Here is a 17,879-nt window from a genome sequence, read left to right as displayed (position 1 = left end):
ACGCGTCAGGGACCCTGCAGATAGGCGAGTACGGCCAGGACGCGGCGGTTGCCGTCGCCGTCGTCGGTGATGCCGAGCTTGCCGAACAGCGAGGTGGTGTGTTTGCCGATGGCGCTCTCGCTGAGGAAGAGCCGCCGGCCGATGGCCTGGTTGGACAGTCCCTCGGCCATCAGGCCGAGCACGGAGTGTTCGCGTGCGGTGAGCCGGCCGAGCCGTGAGTGCGAGGACCCGCCGGACAGCAGCTTGGCGATGACGGCCGGATCCATGGCGGTCCCGCCGCCGGCCACGCGCTCCAGGGCGTCGACGAACTGGTCGGCGTCGAAGACGCTCTCCTTGAGCAGGTAGCCGATGCCGCCGGTGCCGTCGGCCAACAGCTCGCGGGCGTAGAGCTGTTCGACGTACTGGGAGAGGATCAGGACGGGGAGCCCCGGGAGCGCGGCGCGCGCCGCGACAGCCGCTCGCAGCCCCTCGTCCGACTGGGTCGGCGGCATCCGGACGTCCACGACGGCGACGTCCGGGCGCCAGGTCAGCAGCGCGTCGAGCGTCTCGGGCCCGGTGGAGGCCGTCGCCACCACCTCGTGGCCGTAGGCCTCGACGAGACGGACCATGCCGTCGCGGAGGAGGTAGAGGTCTTCGGCTACGACGACGCGCATGGCACCATGATCCTCGCCCGCGTCGGGCCGCCGGCCGGGCTGGCGACCTCCAGGGTCCCGTCGAAGACCGCGAGCCGGCGGCGCAGTCCCGCGAGTCCGCCGCCGGGGCGCACGACCGCTCCGCCCCGGCCGTCGTCCTCCACCTCGACGGTGAGACCCGTGCCGTCACCCGTGAGGGAGATCCGCGCCCGGGTCGCACGGGCGTGCTTGACCGCGTTGGTCAGCAGCTCGGCGGTCCCGAAGTACACGGCGGACTCGATCGGCGGGTCCAGGGACAGCCGGACGTCCGCCTCGACCGTCGCGAGGAGCGGACTGTCCAGGGCCAGGGCGCGTACGGCGTCCACCAGGCCACGGTCGCTCAGCACCGGCGGGTTGATGCCCTGGACCAGTTCACGGAGTTCGGTCAGTGAGGTGGCGGCGCCCGTCCGCGCCTCCCGCATCAGCGCCCTGGCCTGCTCGGGGCGGGTCTCCATCAGCTTCTCCGCCGTCGCCAGGGTGAGCCCGAGGGAGACCAGCCGGGCCTGTGCCCCGTCGTGCAGGTCCCGCTCGATGCGGCGGATCTCGGCGGCCTGCGCCACGGTCGTGTCCGCGCGCTGAGCGGTCAGCTCGTCCACCCGGTCCGCCAGCGCCATCCCGGGCGACGGGCGCAGGAGGCGGGCGGCCACCGGCCCGGCGTGGCGCCAGGCGTACGGGGCGGTGGCGACGGCCACCACCAGGCCGAGCACCCCGGCGGCCGAGGCGGCGGGCGACGACCGGCCGGACCCGAGGACCGCCACGGCCAGCCCGGCGGGCGGGACGGCCGCGATCAGGCCCGCCGTGAAGGGGGCGATCACCATGAACCGCAGATCACGCCGGTTCGCCGGATCGGGCCACCGGATCCGCCACTTCTGGTCCAGGAGGGCGTCACGGCGGGTGCGTTCGTAGGCGTAGCCGTTCCACCAGTGGCCGGTGGACAGCTGGACGACCGGCCCTGCCTCCCGGTAGCCGGCGGGGACGACCGTGTCCGTCCACCGCGCGAGGAGGAAGCGGACCGTCCGGCAGACCGGGCGGGCCAGGGTGAGCGTGCCCACACAGACCAGCACGACCGGGGCCACCCACGACCACGGGTTGCCCGGCCCCCACCGGATCCCCAGGGCCGCGGCGGCCACCCACACGGCCGGGACCAGCATGACCACGGCCACGACGACGCACGCGCGCACGAACCCCACGCAGGCCTGCCCCGCCCACGACCCCACTTCCCGCATGATCTTCCTCCCTCTCCGCCGCGCCACCCGGCCGCGCTTCCGCTCTTCCCCCGCGGACCCGGCCCGTGCTCCCACTCTGCACGGCACGGAGCCCGGTGCGTACCGGATCGGCACGGACGTGGGTCTGGCCCCACCCCCGTGTGGGCCGAGGCCCCTGCGGGGAACGCGCGTCCGGGCTTCGTATGCTCAGCACATGACAGAGAGCACCGAACTCGGCCCCGAGGACCGCAAGATCGTCACGCTGGCACGCAGCGTCCGTGCCCGCAACGCCGTGCCCGAGGGCGCCGCCGTACGCGACGAGACGGGACGCACCTACGCGGCGGGCACCGTGGCCCTGGAGTCGCTGCGGCTCAGTGCCCTGCAGACCGCCGTGGCCATGGCGGTCGCCGGCGGCGCCACCTCGCTGGAGGCCGCCGCGGTCGTCTCCGAGGCCGACACCCTCTCCGACCAGGACCGCGCCGCCGTACGCGACCTCGGCGGACCGGACACACCCGTGCTGCTCGCCGGCCCGGACGGGACGCCGCGGACCTCGGTGTCCGCGGGCTGACCGCGGTGGCGGCGCCCTGCTGTGCACCGGCGCCGCCGGGATCGGGGAGAATGGGCGCCATGAGCGCTCGACCGAACACTGAAGCCGCTGCGCGGCAGGCGGAGAACACGGCCCCCCACCGGGCCGGCTTCGCCTGCTTCGTGGGCCGTCCCAACGCGGGCAAGTCCACCCTCACGAACGCTCTGGTCGGGAGCAAGGTGGCGATCACCTCCAACCGCCCCCAGACCACCCGGCACACCGTGCGCGGCATCGTGCACCGGTCCGACGCCCAGCTGATCCTGGTGGACACACCGGGCCTCCACAAGCCGCGCACCCTGCTGGGGGAGCGGCTGAACGACGTCGTACGGACCACCTGGGCCGAGGTCGACGTCATCGGCTTCTGCCTGCCGGCCGACCAGAAGCTCGGCCCCGGTGACAAGTTCATCGTCAAGGAACTCGCGGGAATCAAGAAGACCCCGAAGATCGCGATCATCACCAAGACCGACCTGGTGGACTCCAAGACCCTCGCCGAACAGCTGCTCGCCGTCTCCCGGCTGGGCGAGGAGCTGGGCTTCGAGTGGCGGGAGATCGTCCCGGTCTCCGCCGTCCAGGACCGCCAGGTCGATCTGCTGGCCGATCTGATCGCCCCGCTCCTCCCGGAGAGCCCGCCGCTCTACCCGGAGGGCGACCTCACCGACGAACCCGAGCTGGTCATGGTCGCGGAACTCATCCGCGAGGCCGCGCTCGAAGGCGTACGGGACGAGCTGCCGCACTCGATCGCGGTCGTCGTCGAGGAGATGCTGCCGCGCGAGGACCGGCCGGCGGACAAGCCGCTGCTGGACATCCACGCGAACGTCTACATCGAGCGCCCCAGCCAGAAGGGCATCATCATCGGCCCGAAGGGCAAGCGGCTGAAGGACGTCGGGACAAAGTCGCGCAAGCACATCGAGGCCCTGCTCGGTACGCCTGTCTTCCTCGACCTGCACGTCAAGGTCGCCAAGGACTGGCAGCGCGACCCCAAGCAGCTGCGGAAGCTGGGCTTCTGAGCGAGGCACTTCCGAGTGAGGCGCTTCTGAGCGAGACCCCGCGCGCCTCGTCACGGGCGGCCCGCACCCCGTGACGGCCGCCCGCCCCGGCGGGCCGCGGGCCGGGACCCGGGCGGCTGCCGGTCCCGGCCTGCGGCCCGCCGGGGCGGGGGCCACCGGGCGCGGGCCGTGCCGTGAGGGTCACGCGGTCACGCGCCCTCCTTCAGGATGCGGGTGATCAGCTTCCGCTGTGCCTCGGTGAGCCGGGGGTCGGCGCAGTGGACGGTGTGGTCGCCGACCGTGATGCGGTACCGGAAACCGTCCGGCACCCCCGCGGGCGGGCCGTCCCCGCTCCCGGCGACCGCCGACCGGGCCAGGTCCTCCCACTCCGCGGCGTCGGCCCGTCCCGCGGTGTCGATCTCGCCGTGCCGGGCGATACCGGCGAACCCGCCGGTCCGGCTCACCTGAATGCGCATGCGTATGGCTCCTGCCTGACCCGCCCGGACGCTCCCCGCCCCTGACCTACCCCCTCATCTCATCGCCACGCCCACCTCCGACCAGGCCTTCAGCACCGCCTCCGCCTCGTCGCCCTCGCCGAACCTGCTGCGCGCCGCCGCGACGGTCAGCCGGGCGAAGGCCGCGAAGCCGGCCCTCTGGGTGAGCTCGCCGCCGGTCAGCACGTCGAACCAGATCTGCCCGGCCCGCTCCCAGGCGTTGCCCCCGAGCGCGGTGGCGAGCAGGTAGAACGCGCGGTTGGGGATGCCGGAGTTGATGTGCACCCCGCCGTTGTCGTCCCGGGTCTCGACGTAGTCGTCCATCGAGGCGGGCTGCGGGTCCTTGCCGAGCACGTCGTCGTCGTACGCCGTGCCCGGGGCCTTCATCGAGCGCAGGGCGTCCCCGCTGACCCGGGGGGCCAGGATGTCGGCCCCGATCAGCCAGTCGGCCTGTTCGGCGCTGTGGCCGAGCGAGTACTGCTTGACCAGGGAGCCGAAGACGTCCGACACCGACTCGTTGAGCGCGCCCGACTGCCCCTGGTAGGCCAGGTTCGCCGTGTACTGGGTCAGCCCGTGGGTGAGCTCGTGGGCGATCACGTCGATGGCGAGGGTGAAGTCCAGGAAGATCTCGCCGTCGCCGTCCCCGAAGACCATCTGCTCGCCGTCGAAGAACGCGTTGTTGTACTTCTCGTCGTAGTGCACGGAGCCGATGAGCGGGAGGCCCTTGCCGTCGATCGAACTGCGGCCGTACTCCGAGAGCAGCAGGTCGAACGTGGCGCCGAGCCCGGCGTACGCGCGGTTGACGCTGGCGTCCTGGGTGGGTTCGTCCCCCTCGGCGCGGACCTTGTGGCCGGGAAGGTCCGTGCCGTGGCGGCAGTCGTACAGGGTGCGGCGCGGCTTGGTCGGGACCGGGTCCGCGGTACGGGGCGGGTGGGGTGCGAAGGCCAGCGCGGTCACCTGCCGCTGGTGGCGGCGGGCGCCGTCGGCCTCCAGGGTGCGGCGGGCGGGAGCGGCCAGCACGGGATCGTCGGCCTGGGACAGCTTGTCGAGGAGGTGGGGCGGGACGATGGTGCAGAAGACGGGCCGGAGCCCGTGGTTCGGTCGAGGCTGCATGGATACGACTGTGGCACTCCGTCACCGAACTGTCACTGGTTGCGACGGTGATTGACGAAATAGAGTGATGAGTCACTGTTTTCTCCCCCGCGCGGGCATGATCCCGCATACTGATACGGGCCGACGTGTCCGGAGGGTCTCCGTTAATGTGGCCGCATCATGCGTTTCGGGCTGCTTCTCCTTAGCTGCCGCGGCGAGGGCCTGTAGTCGTAGGCCGGCTCCCTCCCCGCGGAGTTCGCCCCTGCGGCGACACAGCCGGCCACCCCGCTGGACCTCCAAGGAGCCCTACGCCATGACTGCCGACCCCTCCGCCGTGAACGCCGTCGCACCCGTGGGCGGACCCACCCCGGTCACCACCGCCACGCACCTGCAGAAGTCGTCCGGCATGCCGGTCCACAAGTACCGCGGCTACGAGGCCGTGGACATCGCCGACCGCACGTGGCCGGACAACCGCGTCACCAAGGCGCCCCGCTGGCTCTCCACCGACCTGCGCGACGGCAACCAGGCGCTGATCGACCCGATGTCCCCCGCCCGCAAGCGCGAGATGTTCGACCTGCTCGTCCGCATGGGCTTCAAGGAGATCGAGGTCGGCTTCCCGTCCTCCGGCGAGACCGACTTCGCGTTCGTGCGCTCCATCATCGAAGAGGGCGCGATCCCCGAGGACGTGACGATCTCCGTCCTGACCCAGGCCCGCGAGGAACTGATCGAGCGGACCGTGGAATCGCTGGTGGGCGCCCGTCGGGCCACCGTCCACCTGTACAACGCCACCGCCCCCACCTTCCGCCGCGTGGTCTTCCGCGGCACCAAGGAGGAGGTCAAGCAGATCGCGGTGGACGGCACCCGGCTGGTCATGGAGTACGCCGACAAGATCCTGGGCGACGAGACGATCTTCGGCTACCAGTACAGCCCGGAGATCTTCACCGACACCGAGCTGGACTTCGCCCTGGAGGTCTGCGAGGCGGTCTGCGACGTCTGGCAGCCCGAGGAGGGCCGCGAGATCATCCTCAACCTGCCCGCCACCGTGGAGCGTTCGACGCCGTCCACGCACGCGGACCGGTTCGAGTGGATGGCGCGCAACCTGACCCGCCGCGCGCACGTCTGCCTGTCGGTCCACCCGCACAACGACCGCGGCACCGCCGTCGCCGCCGCCGAGCTGGCCGTGATGGCCGGCGCCGACCGCGTCGAGGGCTGCCTGTTCGGCCAGGGCGAGCGCACCGGCAACGTGGACCTGGTCACCCTGGGCATGAACCTCTTCTCCCAGGGCGTCGACCCCCAGATCGACTTCTCGCAGATCGACGAGATCCGCCGCACCAGCGAGTACTGCAACCAGATGGAGGTCCACCCGCGCCACCCCTACGCGGGCGACCTGGTCTACACCGCCTTCTCCGGCTCCCACCAGGACGCCATCAAGAAGGGCTTCGACGCCATGGAGGCCGACGCGGCCGCCCAGGGCAGGACCGTCGACGACATCGAGTGGGCGGTGCCCTACCTGCCGATCGACCCGAAGGACGTCGGCCGGTCCTACGAGGCCGTCATCCGGGTCAACTCGCAGTCGGGCAAGGGCGGGATCGCCTACGTCCTGAAGAACGACCACAAGCTGGACCTGCCCCGCCGGATGCAGATCGAGTTCTCGAAGATCATCCAGGCCAAGACGGACGCGGAGGGCGGCGAGGTCACCCCCACCCAGATCTGGTCCGTCTTCGAGGACGAGTACCTGCCCAACCCGGACAACGCCTGGGGCCGCGTGCAGATCCGTTCCGGCCAGTCCACGACCGGCTCCGACGGCCAGGACACGATCACCGTCGAGGCCACCGTCGACGGCACGGACACCGTGCTGACCGGCACGGGCAACGGTCCGATCTCCGCCTTCTTCCAGGCGCTCCAGGCCATCGGCATCGACGTACGCCTGCTGGACTACACCGAGCACACGATGAGCGAGGGCGCGAGCGCCCAGGCGGCCTCCTACATCGAGTGCGCCATCGACGGCAAGGTGCTGTGGGGCGTGGGAATCGACGCCAACACCACCCGGGCCTCGCTCAAGGCGGTCGTCTCCGCGGTCAACCGCGCGACCCGCTGACCCGCCCGTCCGGCGCCCGGAACCCGTGCCGCGCACGGGTCCCGGACGACCGTTCCCGAGCCCCGTCCGCCCGTTCAGGGTGGGCGGGGTTCGGCCATCTCCGGGCTTTGTGACAGCCGGGCTACTGACGCCACCTCGCCCATGTGGCTAACATCACGTCCAACACGGCAATGTTGCCGGAGCGTTACGGAGGTGTGCGACGTGCGGCCAGCCAAAGGACAACGCGCCATAAGACAGCGCATGTGCGGCGTCCGTACCGTCTGGGACACCGTGGGGGACGGCGAGTTCTTCTGTCCGGGCTGCGGGGGCGACCGCAACTACCGGCACCTCACCGGCCGTCACCGCTTCACCGTGCTCGGTCTGCCCCTCCTGCCGCGCGGCAGCGCGGGGCCCGTCGTGGAATGCGCCGCCTGCCGCGGGCACTTCCCGACCGACGTCCTCGACCGGCCCACCACGACCCGCTTCTCCGCCATGCTGCGGGAGGCCGTGCACACCGTCACGCTCGCCGTGCTCACGGCCGGCGGCACCACCTCCCGTACGGTCCTGGAGACCGCGGCGGCCACCGTCCGGGACGCCGGGCTGGACGACTGCACCCAGGAGCAGTTGTTCACCATCGTGGAGGTGCTGGCGGCGGACGCCGGGCAGGACGGCGGCGGCGACCCGGCCGCCGAGGCCTGCGGCGCGGCCCTCGCCATCGAGCTGCACGAGGTGCTGAAGCCGCTGGCCCCGCACCTGGCCGTGCCGGGGCGGGAGACGGTCCTGCTCCAGGGCGCCCGGATCGCGCTCGCCGACGGACCGTACAGCCAGGCCGAGCGGGAGGTGCTGACCACCGTGGGCAGCGCGCTCCAGCTCTGCCCCGCGGACACCGCGAAGCTTCTGGAAGCGGCCCGTACACCGTCGTAGACGGGGCGTACGCCGTCGCGGGCGGAGTCCGGCGCCCGAACCGCCGGCGGCCCGCCGCCCCGCGTCGTCGGGGTCCCCGCCGCGCGTACGCCCGCGTGGACCGCCTGTACGCGCCCAGGCGGCCCGTACACCGCCGGGAGCGGCCCCCTCGGCCCCCCGGGACCGTCGGCCGCCCGTACGGCCTCACAGGCGCCGTGTGCGCCGCACGGGCTGCCCCCGCGGACTCCCCGCGCCTACTCCCCGGCCTTACTCCCCCGGGAGTAGTCCACGCGCCGTACCGCCCCTCGAAGTAGCGGTGATGTCACCCCCGCGCCGGACGAACGGGCCCTCGCCGGACGGAAGTCTGGACGGAAAGCCATCGTCCAGGAGGGGAGGGCCCACGTCATGGGGGCCGAAACAGACGTGAGCGGTACGCGGTTACGGAGGGCGGGGGCGCGGCGAGGACTGCCCTGGCTGGTCGTGGCCCTCTGGGTCGTGCTGCTCGCGGTCGCCGCGCCGTTCGCGGGCAAGCTCGGGGACGTACAGAGTGACCGCGCCGTGGACTACCTGCCGACGAACGCGGACTCCACCCAGGTCGCGAAGATCCAGGACACCCTGCCCGGCGGCGAGTCCACCGACCTCGTCATCGTCTACCACCGGGACGGCGGGCTGACCGCCGCCGACCGGGCCACGGCCGACGAGCGGGTGGCCGCGATCGCCCGCGAGCACCCGCTGTCCGCCCGGCCCGAGGGCATCGGGTCCAAGGACGGCACGACCGTGATGTACCCGCTCTCCACGACCGGACCGGGCCAGGACGACGAGGCCAGGACCGCGTTCGTCAAGGACGTACGGGACAGCGTGGGCGGGGGCGGCGGGCTCCAGGTGCGGGTCGGCGGACCGGGAGCGATGAACACCGACTCCATGGAGGTGTACGGCTCCCTGGACGGCCCGCTGCTCTACACCACGGTCGCCGTCGTCGCGATCCTGCTGATCCTGATCTACCGCAGCCCGTTCCTGTGGCTGGTGCCCCTGGTCGTCGCGGGCCTCGCCGACCTGCTGTCCATGGCGGTGGTCTACGGGCTCCACCAGGGCTTCGGCACCACCGTCAGCAGCCAGAGCGCGGCGGTGATGACCATCCTGGTCTTCGGCGCGGGGACCGACTACGCCCTGCTGCTCGTCGCCCGCTACCGCGAGGAACTGACCCGCCGCGCCCTGCCCCTGGACGCGATGACCGCCGCGCTACGCGGCTGCGGGCCGGCCGTCGTCGCCTCCTCCGGTACCGTCGCCGCCGGTCTGCTGTGCCTGCTCGCCGCGGACCTCAACAGCAGCCGGGGCATGGGGCCCATCGCCGCCGTCGGCGTGCTGAGCGCCCTCCTCGCGATGACCACCCTGCTGCCGGCGGTCCTCGTCCTCCTCGGCCGCCGCGTCTTCTGGCCGCTGGTGCCCGCGTACGGGCAGGAGCCCCGCGAGCGCCGCTCGGTCTTCGCCGCCATGGGCGGTGTCGCCGGGCGCAGGCCGGTGGCCGTGCTGGTCACCGGGGGTGTCGCGCTGGGCGCCCTGGCCCTGGGGATGTTCAGCCTGCCCGGAGAGCTCAAGCTGGAGGACTCCTTCACCAGCAGGCCGGAGTCGATCGTGGCCATGGAGACACTCGCCACCGCCTATCCCGAGCGCTCCAGCCAGCCGGTCACGGTGATCACCCCCACCGGGCGGGCCGACGAGACACTGGCCGAGGTACGCGGCATCCGGGGCGTCGCCGGTGCCGAGCGGGTCCGCGACGGCGGCGGCTGGACCGAACTCGCCGTCACCGCCCAGGACCTGCCCGAGTCGGCGGGGGAGCGGGCCACCGTCCAGGCCCTGCGCGACGGGCTCGACGGCAGCCACGTCGGCGGACCCACCGCCCAGCAGATGGACCTGGAGAAGACCAACAGCCGCGATCTGAGGGCCGTCGTCCCGCTGGTCGTGGTCGCGGTCCTGCTGATCCTGATCGTGCTGCTGCGCAGCCTCGTCGCCCCGCTGCTGCTCGTGGCCGCCGTCGTCGCGGTCTGGGCGGCCTCGCTCGGGATCGCGGGCCTCGTCCTCGAACCGGTCCTCGGCGCGAAGGGCACCGACCCCGGGCTGCCCCTGCTGTCCTTCGTCTTCCTGGTGGCGCTCGGGGTCGACTACGGCATCTTCCTGATGCACCGGGTGCGGGAGGAGACCCTGGCCGGGGCGGGGCCCACGGACGCGGCACTGACCGCGCTGCGCACCACCGGCGGTGTCATCGCCTCGGCCGGACTGGTGCTCGCGGCGACCTTCTCCGTCCTGATGAACATGCCGATGACGAATCTGCTGGAACTGGGCTTCGTGGTCGCCGTCGGTGTGCTCCTGGACACCTTCCTGGTCCGCACGTACCTGGTGACCTCGGCCAGTGTCGCCCTGGGACGCCGGATCTGGTGGCCGGGGGCGCTCAGCCGCCGCCCCCAGGACGAGGACCGCGCGCGGGAGGACGGCGCGGAACTCCTGGCGCGCCGCTGACGGCGACCGCGCGGCCGGCGGTGACCCGCTGACGGCCGCGCGGGCAGGCCGCCGTCCCGGTACGCGACAATGGGCCCATGAGCTTGTTCCGGGACGACGGCGTCGTGCTGCGTACGCAGAAGCTGGGCGAGGCCGACCGGATCATCACGATCCTGACCCGGGGCCACGGCCGGGTGCGCGCCGTCGCGCGCGGGGTGCGCCGCACCAAGTCCAAGTTCGGGGCGCGGCTCGAACCCTTCTCCCACGTGGACGTGCAGTTCTTCGCCCGTGGCAGCGAGCTGATCGGACGCGGTCTGCCGCTGTGCACGCAGAGCGAGACCATCGCCCCGTACGGCGGCGGCATCGTCACCGACTACGGCCGGTACACGGCCGGCACCGCGATGCTGGAGACCGCCGAGCGCTTCACCGACCACGAGGGCGAGCCCGCCGTCCAGCAGTACCTGCTGCTCGTCGGCGGGCTGCGCACCCTGGCACGCGCCGAGCACGCGCCGGGCCTCATCCTCGACGCGTTCCTGCTGCGCTCCCTCGCGGTCAACGGCTACGCCCCCAGCTTCGACGACTGCGCCCGGTGCGGAATGCCCGGACCGAACCGGTTCTTCTCCGTCGCCTCGGGCGGGGTGGTGTGCGGCGACTGCCGGGTGGCCGGCAGCGTCGTACCCTCGGCGGAGGCCGTCGAACTGCTGAGCGCGCTGCTCACCGGTGACTGGGAGACGGCGGACGCGTCCGAGGCGCGTCATGTCAGGGAGGGGAGCGGGCTGGTGTCCGCCTATCTGCACTGGCATCTGGAGCGCGGCCTGCGCTCGCTGCGGTACGTAGAGAAGTGACACAGGGAGACGAAGAAGCCCATGGCAGTACGCGGGATGCTCGGCGGCCGTAACAAGCGTGAGTACAAGACCCCCGAGCCGCACCCCTCCGGCGCCGTCCCGCCGAGGATCCCCGGTGAACTGGTGCCCAAGCACGTCGCCATCGTGATGGACGGCAACGGCCGCTGGGCCAAGGAGCGCGGTCTGCCGCGCACCGAGGGGCACAAGGTCGGCGAGGGCGTCGTCATGGACGTCCTCAAGGGGTGCATCGAGATGGGCGTCAAGAACCTCTCGTTGTACGCCTTCTCCACCGAGAACTGGAAGCGCTCGCCGGACGAGGTGAAGTTCCTGATGAACTTCAACCGGGACGTCATCCGCCGCCGGCGCGACGAGATGGACGAGCTGGGCATCCGTATCCGCTGGGTCGGCCGCATGCCCAAGCTGTGGAAGTCGGTCGTCCAGGAACTCCAGGTCGCCCAGGAACAGACCGAGGACAACGACAAGATGACGCTGTACTTCTGCGTCAACTACGGCGGCCGGGCCGAGATCGCCGACGCCGCCCAGCGCATCGCCCGGGACGTCGCGGCGGGCAAGCTCGACCCGTCCAAGGTCAACGAGAAGACGTTCGCGAAGTACATCTACTACCCGGACATGCCGGACGTGGACCTCTTCGTACGCCCCAGTGGTGAGCAGCGCACGTCCAACTACCTGATCTGGCAGAGCGCCTACGCCGAGATGGTCTTCCAGGACGTCCTGTGGCCGGACTTCGACCGCCGCGACCTGTGGCGCGCCTGCCTGGAGTTCGCCCAGCGCGACCGGCGTTTCGGCGGTGCGGAGGAGATCGCCTCCGCCTGACGGGCCGCACGGCACCGAAGAAGGGCGCCCCCGGGGAAGATCCCGGGGGCGCCCTCGGCCGTGTCCGTCACTTCCCGGCGGCCGCGCACTCCGCGCAGGTGCCGAAGATCTCCACGGTGTGGGCCACGTCCACGTAGCCGTGCTGGGAGGCGATGGTCTCCGCCCACTGCTCCACGGCGGGGCCCTCGACCTCCACCGCCTTGCCGCAGATCCGGCACACCAGGTGGTGGTGGTGCTCCCCGGTGGAACAGCGGCGGTAGACCGCCTCGCCGTCCGTGGTGCGCAGGACGTCCACCTCACCCGCGTCGGCGAGGGACTGCAGGGTGCGGTAGACGGTGGTCAGGCCCACGGAGTCCCCGCGGTGCTTGAGCACGTCATGGAGATCCTGGGCGCTGCGGAACTCGTCCACCTCGTCGAGTGCCGCCGCGACCGCCGCCCGCTGCCGGGTCGAGCGGCCGCGTACCGGAGCCGCGTTCGTGCCACTGATCGGCGCCGTCGCCACAGCTGCCTCCTCATGTCGCCCGTACGTATGTCGGGCCATTGTGCCAGCCCGGCCTCTCCGTACGGTCATACCCGTGTGTCCTCCGATCCCGGGCGGGCCGCCGGTACCTCCAGGGTGCACTCCGCCGGTTCGGGTGCGCGGGAGCGGGCCTTCCTGCGGGCCAGCGGCGTGGCGAGCGCGGTCAGGGCCACGAACGCGGCGATGGCCAGCAGCACGATGGTCGCGCCGGGCGGTACGTCCTGGTAGTACGAGGTCACGGTGCCGGCCAGGGTCACGGCGGTGCCGAGGACGACGGACAGCGCGAACGTCACCTTGAAGGACCGCGCGATCTGCTGGGCGGCGGCGACGGGGACCACCATCAGCGCGCTGACCAGCAGCAGGCCGACGACGCGCATCGCCACGGTGACCGTGACCGCCGCCGTCACGGCGACCAGCAGGTTGAGCGCGCGCACCGGCAGCCCGGTGACGCGGGCGAACTCCTCGTCCTGGCTGACGGCGAACAGCTGTCGCCGCAGCCCGACCGTGACGAGGATCACGAAGGCGGCCAGGACGGCGATGGTGGTGACGTCCTCCTCGGAGACCGTCGAGAGCGAGCCGAAGAGGTACGACGTGAGGTTGGCGTTGGACCCGGTGTCGGAGAGGTTGATCAGCATCACCCCGCCCGCCATACCGCCGTAGAAGAGCATGGCCAGGGCGATGTCGCCGCGCGTGCGTCCGTACCAGCGGATCAGCTCCATCACGACCGAGCCCGCCACGGCCACCAGGGTGGCCATCCAGACGGGGTTGGTGGACATCAGGAAGCCGAGGCCGACACCGGTCATCGCGATGTGGCCGATGCCGTCGCCCATCAGGGCCTGCCGGCGCTGGACCAGGTAGATGCCGATGGCGGGCGCGGTGATCCCGACCAGCACGGCCGCGATCAGGGCCCGCTGCATGAAGGGGGGTGAGAGGAATTCCATGATCAGGTCAACAGTCCCGTCCGGACGGGCTCCGAGGCCGCGTGGGGGTGTACGTGGTCGTGGCCGGGCAGCGCGTGCTGGCCGACGGCCTCGGGCGGCGGCCCGTCGTGGGTGACGCAGCCGTCCCGCAGCACGACCGCACGGTCGATCAGCGGCTCCAGCGGGCCGAGCTCGTGCAGGACGAGCAGGACGGTCGTCCCGGCGGCGACCTGCTCGCGCAGCGTCGTGGCCAGGATCTCCTGACTGGCCAGGTCGACGCCGGCCATCGGTTCGTCCATGATCAGCAGTTCGGGTTCGGCGGCCAGCGCGCGGGCGATCAGCACGCGCTGGTGCTGACCGCCGGAGAGGGCGTCCACGGAGTCCCTGGCCCGGTCGCCGAGGCCGACCAGCGCGATGGCCCGGTCGACGGCCGCCCGGTCCGCCTTGCCCGGCGGGCGCAGCCGCGTACGGGAGAGCCGCCCGGAGGACACCACCTCGTGGACCGTGGCGGGGACACCGCCGGAGGCCGTGGTGCGCTGCGGTACGTAGCCGACGCGGGCCCACCGGCGGAAGCGGCGCAGCGGGGTGCCGAACAGTTCCACGGTGCCGCCGGTGAGCGGCACCTGGCCTATGACGGAGCGCACGGCGGTGGACTTGCCGGAACCGTTGGCCCCGAGCAGGGCCACCACCTCACCCCGGTGGACGGTCAGGTCGACGCCCCGCAGCACGGGGCGCGCACCGAGCGTCGCCGTCCCCGAGCGCATGCTGATCACGGGCTCCGGGCGCGTGCCGCTCATGGGTGGGGACGTAGCGGGCTCGGTCATGAGCGCCTCCGATGCTGCGGGGTGGGTGGTGGGACCGGGGTCACTTCGCGCCGAGTGCCTTCTGCAGCGCGGCCAGGTTGGACTTCATGACCTCCAGGTAGTCAGCGCCCTTGGACTTGTCGGTAATTCCCTCCAGCGGGTCCAGGACGTCCGTCTTGAGGCCGAGGTCCTTGGCCAGGGTGGAGGCGGTCTTGTCGCTGGCGAGGGTCTCGAAGAACACGGTGGTGGCCTTGTTCTTCTCCGCGACCTGGTGGATCTCGCTGATCCGGGCCGGGCTGGGCTCGGCCTCGGGGTCGATGCCGGCGATGCCCTCCTGGGTGAGGCCGTAGCGCTCGGCGAGGTAGCCGAAGGCGGAGTGCGTGGTGATGAAGGTCTTGGTCGCGGTGTCCTTCAGCCCGGTCTTGTAGGCCGTGTCCAGCGCGTTCAGCTCGTCGACCAGCTTCGCGGTGTTCTCGCGGTAGTCGGCGGCGTGGTCGGGGTCGGCCTTCTCCAGGGAGGTGCCGACGCCCTTGGCGACCTCGGCGTACTTCACCGGGTCCAGCCAGATGTGCGGGTCGGCGCCCACGTGCTCGTGGCCGTGGTCGTCGCCGTCCTCGGCGTCGTGGTCGTCGGCCTCGTGGTCGTGGTCGTCGGCGTGCTCGTCCCCGTGGTCGTGTCCGTCGACCTCGGTGCCGTGGTCCTCCAGCGTGGTGAGGGAGGCCGCGTCCACGGTGTTCTTCACCCCGGCCTGGCCCACCGCGTCGTCGACGGCGGGCTGGATGCCCTTGAGGTAGAGGATGTAGTCGGCGTCGCTCAGCGAGCCGATCTGCTTCGGGGAGAGCTCCAGGTCGTGCGGCTCGACGCCCGGCTTGGTCAGCGAGGTGACGGACACATGGGATCCGCCGATCTCCTCGGCGAGGAACTGCATCGGATAGAAGGACGCAACGACGTCCAGGGTGCCGTCGCTCCTCCCGTCGGCCGCGTCGGACGAGGAACAGGCGGAGAGCGTCGTGAGGCCGAGGACTGCTGCTCCGGCGACGGCGGTGGCGGGTATGAGGCGGCGTACGTTCATGACATCCATTTTCAACAAAAGTGGAAACGATTGTCAACAAGGCTGATGAAATGACTGGATCCCGGTTCCCAAGCCTCCGGAGCCCCCACCGATTTGATCGAAGGGGTGCGCCCGCCGCTAATCTGGGTCATTCGCCCGCCCGTCTCCCGAGTACCACCCCCACCGAGGCGCCGCGCGCCGTCCCTGTCAGTTCCGCCGTCGTAATGAAGAGAGCACCGTGGCCGCCGACAAGATCGACACCATCGTCAGCCTGAGCAAGCGCCGTGGCTTCGTCTACCCCTGCAGTGAGATCTACGGTGGTCAGAAGGCCGCCTGGGACTACGGACCGCTGGGTGTTGAGCTGAAGGAGAACCTCAAGCGCCAGTGGTGGCGCTACATGGTCACCTCCCGCGAGGACGTGGTCGGTCTCGACTCGTCGGTCATCCTGGCCCCCGAGGTCTGGGTCGCCTCCGGCCACGTCGCCACGTTCTCGGACCCGCTCACCGAGTGCACCTCCTGCCACAAGCGCTACCGCGCCGACCACCTGGAGGAGGCGTACGAGGAGAAGCACGGCAAGCTGCCCGCGAACGGCCTGGCCGACCTCAACTGCCCCAACTGCGGCAACAAGGGTACGTTCACCGAGCCCAAGCAGTTCTCCGGCCTGCTGTCCACCCACCTCGGCCCGACCCAGGACTCCGGCTCCGTCGCCTACCTGCGCCCGGAGACCGCCCAGGGCATCTTCACCAACTTCGGCCAGGTGCAGCAGACTTCGCGCAAGAAGCCGCCGTTCGGCATCGCGCAGATGGGCAAGTCCTTCCGGAACGAGATCACTCCGGGCAACTTCATCTTCCGCACCCGCGAGTTCGAGCAGATGGAGATGGAGTTCTTCGTCAAGCCGGGCGAGGACGAGGAGTGGCAGGAGTACTGGATGCAGCAGCGCTGGGGCTGGTACACCGGTCTCGGCATGCGCGAGGAGAACATGCGCTGGTTCGAGCACCCGCAGGAGAAGCTCTCCCACTACTCCAAGCGCACCGCCGACATCGAGTACCGCTTCCGCTTCGGCGGCAGCGAGTGGGGCGAGCTGGAGGGTGTCGCCAACCGCACCGACTACGACCTCACGGCGCACTCCAAGGCCTCCGGCACGGACCTCTCCTACTTCGACCAGGAGAAGGGCGAGCGCTACACCCCGTACGTCATCGAGCCGGCGGCCGGTGTCGGCCGCGCGATGCTGGCCTTCCTCCTCGACGCCTACAGCGAGGACGAGGCCCCCAACGCCAAGGGCGTCATGGAGAAGCGCGCCGTGATGCGCCTCGACCCGCGCCTGGCGCCGGTCAAGGTCGCCGTGCTGCCGCTGTCCCGCAACCCGCAGCTCTCCCCGAAGGCCAAGGGCCTGGCGGCCGACCTGCGGCAGAACTGGAACATCGAGTTCGACGACGCGGGCGCCATCGGCCGCCGCTACCGCCGCCAGGACGAGATCGGCACCCCGTTCTGCGTCACCGTCGACTTCGACACCCTCGACGACAACGCGGTGACCGTGCGCGAGCGCGACACCATGAAGCAGGAGCGGGTCTCCCTGGACCAGATCCAGAGCTACCTCGGCTCCCGTCTGCTGGGCTGCTGACGCCGCACCCCCGTGGTGACGAAGCCCCCGGCCGCGACCGCGGCCGGGGGCTTCGCGCACACCGCCGGGCACACCCCCGTTCACAGGAGGCTCCGATGGCGTCCACCACGAGCAAGGTCAGCAGGCGGGACGAGGACGGACGCGAACACGTCGTCCACGTCACGAAGTCGGGGCCGCGGCGGGAGCTGGCCTGCGACACCTGCGACTGGCGCCAGGGGGCGCAGTTCCTCCCCTGGCTGAAGGCCCAGGAGCACCTCGCCGAGGCCCACCGGGCGACGATCGACCCGACCGCCTGAGCGCGGTGGCCCTCCCGCACCGGAAATACGGGTGAGGACGCCCCCGTTTACGGGGTACCTTTTCGGCATGTCCTCGTTCTTCCAGATCTACGAGTGAGCGCACGGCGGGCCCGGACCGGACAGGGCCCGCCGGCCGTCGAACCGGTCCACCGGACCCCCGATCACTTCCGACCTCACGTCGCACCACGAATGGGAGAACGCCGTGGCCAAGAGCCGCAACAACCTCCTCGGCGTCGGAGGACAGCGCAAGAAGCTGTCCCGCGCCGACCAGCAGGGCAACGGCCCCGCACGCAACGCCGACCGCAAGGCGTCGGCCGACCAGAAGCAGGAGCTGCTGCGCAAGATGCGTGAGCGCGCCGGGGCCGCCGAGGCCACCGACGACGCGTCGGAGCAGGACGCGCCGCAGAGCTGACCCACCGGCCGGCGGCCGACGCCGGCCCCGCGGGCCCGGACCACCTCCACGGTCCGGGCCCGTGCCCGTG

The 17,879-nt window shown here is 71.5% G+C and carries 18 protein-coding genes; 10 read left to right on the top strand and 8 right to left on the bottom strand.

Features of this window, described 5'->3' with window-relative positions:
• Positions 1-5: 5 nt before the first annotated feature.
• Entirely contained in the window at positions 6-653 is a 648-nt protein-coding gene (locus tag B9S64_RS09505) for a response regulator transcription factor (RefSeq protein WP_103488622.1), read from the bottom strand.
• Positions 638-1,897: a sensor histidine kinase gene (locus B9S64_RS09500; RefSeq protein ID WP_109492020.1), complete on the bottom strand. Its 1,260-nt coding sequence runs from the start codon at positions 1,895-1,897 to the stop codon at positions 638-640. Before B9S64_RS09500 ends, B9S64_RS09505 begins: the two co-directional genes overlap by 16 nt.
• 193 nt (positions 1,898-2,090) lie before the next feature.
• Here B9S64_RS09500 and B9S64_RS09495 point away from each other — a divergent pair, with 193 nt between their 5' ends.
• Both B9S64_RS09495 and era read left to right on the top strand, forming a co-directional pair.
• Positions 2,091-2,444 (top strand): cytidine deaminase, encoded by a 354-nt coding sequence (locus tag B9S64_RS09495; protein WP_103489720.1) that lies wholly within the window; start codon positions 2,091-2,093, stop codon positions 2,442-2,444.
• Positions 2,445-2,494: 50 nt separating this feature from the next.
• Complete coding sequence (gene era / locus B9S64_RS09490; protein ID WP_181012181.1) at positions 2,495-3,469, top strand: GTPase Era; 975 nt, start codon at positions 2,495-2,497, stop codon at positions 3,467-3,469.
• Between the two features lie 188 nt (positions 3,470-3,657).
• Here the strand turns inward: era and B9S64_RS09480 are convergent, their stop codons facing one another.
• Positions 3,658-3,924 carry a protealysin inhibitor emfourin gene (locus tag B9S64_RS09480; RefSeq protein ID WP_028439781.1) on the bottom strand — a complete coding sequence of 89 codons (267 nt, stop codon included), beginning with the start codon at positions 3,922-3,924 and terminating at the stop codon, positions 3,658-3,660.
• Between the two features lie 54 nt (positions 3,925-3,978).
• The gene (locus tag B9S64_RS09475) at positions 3,979-5,055 is read right to left on the bottom strand and encodes a M4 family metallopeptidase (RefSeq protein WP_103490110.1); all 1,077 of its coding nucleotides are present in this window, start codon (positions 5,053-5,055) and stop codon (positions 3,979-3,981) included.
• A 292-nt stretch (positions 5,056-5,347) separates the two neighbouring features.
• On the opposite strand from B9S64_RS09475, the gene leuA reads away from it, so the two are divergent.
• From leuA to B9S64_RS09450, 5 genes are all read left to right on the top strand, one after another.
• On the top strand, positions 5,348-7,132 hold the full coding sequence (leuA, locus tag B9S64_RS09470) for a 2-isopropylmalate synthase (protein WP_103490109.1): 1,785 nt from the start codon (positions 5,348-5,350) through the stop codon (positions 7,130-7,132).
• Positions 7,133-7,333: 201 nt separating this feature from the next.
• Complete coding sequence (locus tag B9S64_RS09465) at positions 7,334-8,035, top strand: TerB family tellurite resistance protein (protein ID WP_103490111.1); 702 nt, start codon at positions 7,334-7,336, stop codon at positions 8,033-8,035.
• Positions 8,036-8,419: 384 nt separating this feature from the next.
• Positions 8,420-10,528, top strand: a complete 2,109-nt coding sequence (locus B9S64_RS09460) for an MMPL family transporter (RefSeq protein ID WP_103490108.1) — start codon at positions 8,420-8,422, stop codon at positions 10,526-10,528.
• Positions 10,529-10,605: 77 nt separating this feature from the next.
• A complete protein-coding gene (recO, locus tag B9S64_RS09455) occupies positions 10,606-11,352 on the top strand; it encodes a DNA repair protein RecO (protein ID WP_028439786.1) in 747 nt (248 codons plus the stop codon).
• 21 nt (positions 11,353-11,373) lie between these two features.
• Positions 11,374-12,186, top strand: a complete 813-nt coding sequence (locus tag B9S64_RS09450) for an isoprenyl transferase (protein ID WP_103490107.1) — start codon at positions 11,374-11,376, stop codon at positions 12,184-12,186.
• Between the two features lie 67 nt (positions 12,187-12,253).
• Here B9S64_RS09450 and B9S64_RS09445 read toward each other — a convergent pair whose 3' ends face one another.
• The 4 genes from B9S64_RS09445 to B9S64_RS09430 all read right to left on the bottom strand — a co-directional run bounded on the left by B9S64_RS09445 (position 12,254) and on the right by B9S64_RS09430 (position 15,501).
• Complete coding sequence (locus B9S64_RS09445) at positions 12,254-12,688, bottom strand: Fur family transcriptional regulator (protein WP_103490106.1); 435 nt, start codon at positions 12,686-12,688, stop codon at positions 12,254-12,256.
• Between the two features lie 65 nt (positions 12,689-12,753).
• On the bottom strand, positions 12,754-13,647 hold the full coding sequence (locus B9S64_RS09440; protein ID WP_103490105.1) for a metal ABC transporter permease: 894 nt from the start codon (positions 13,645-13,647) through the stop codon (positions 12,754-12,756).
• Between the two features lie 2 nt (positions 13,648-13,649).
• On the bottom strand, positions 13,650-14,450 hold the full coding sequence (locus tag B9S64_RS09435) for a metal ABC transporter ATP-binding protein (RefSeq protein ID WP_103490104.1): 801 nt from the start codon (positions 14,448-14,450) through the stop codon (positions 13,650-13,652).
• 40 nt (positions 14,451-14,490) lie between these two features.
• Positions 14,491-15,501, bottom strand: a complete 1,011-nt coding sequence (locus tag B9S64_RS09430) for a metal ABC transporter substrate-binding protein (protein ID WP_103490103.1) — start codon at positions 15,499-15,501, stop codon at positions 14,491-14,493.
• Between the two features lie 217 nt (positions 15,502-15,718).
• On the opposite strand from B9S64_RS09430, the gene B9S64_RS09425 reads away from it, so the two are divergent.
• From B9S64_RS09425 to B9S64_RS09415, 3 genes are all read left to right on the top strand, one after another.
• Positions 15,719-17,101, top strand: coding sequence for a glycine--tRNA ligase (locus B9S64_RS09425; protein ID WP_028439791.1), 1,383 nt, complete (start codon positions 15,719-15,721; stop codon positions 17,099-17,101).
• Between the two features lie 95 nt (positions 17,102-17,196).
• Positions 17,197-17,397 (top strand): hypothetical protein, encoded by a 201-nt coding sequence (locus B9S64_RS09420; protein ID WP_103490102.1) that lies wholly within the window; start codon positions 17,197-17,199, stop codon positions 17,395-17,397.
• Positions 17,398-17,599: 202 nt separating this feature from the next.
• Positions 17,600-17,809 (top strand): DUF6243 family protein, encoded by a 210-nt coding sequence (locus B9S64_RS09415; protein WP_103490101.1) that lies wholly within the window; start codon positions 17,600-17,602, stop codon positions 17,807-17,809.
• Positions 17,810-17,879: the final 70 nt, after the last annotated feature.

The organism is Streptomyces sp. SM18 (assembly GCF_002910775.2).
GTDB lineage: Bacteria > Actinomycetota > Actinomycetes > Streptomycetales > Streptomycetaceae > Streptomyces > Streptomyces halstedii.
The sequence above is the reverse complement of the archived record's forward strand: the minus strand, read 5'-3'. Positions and strand labels throughout refer to the sequence as shown.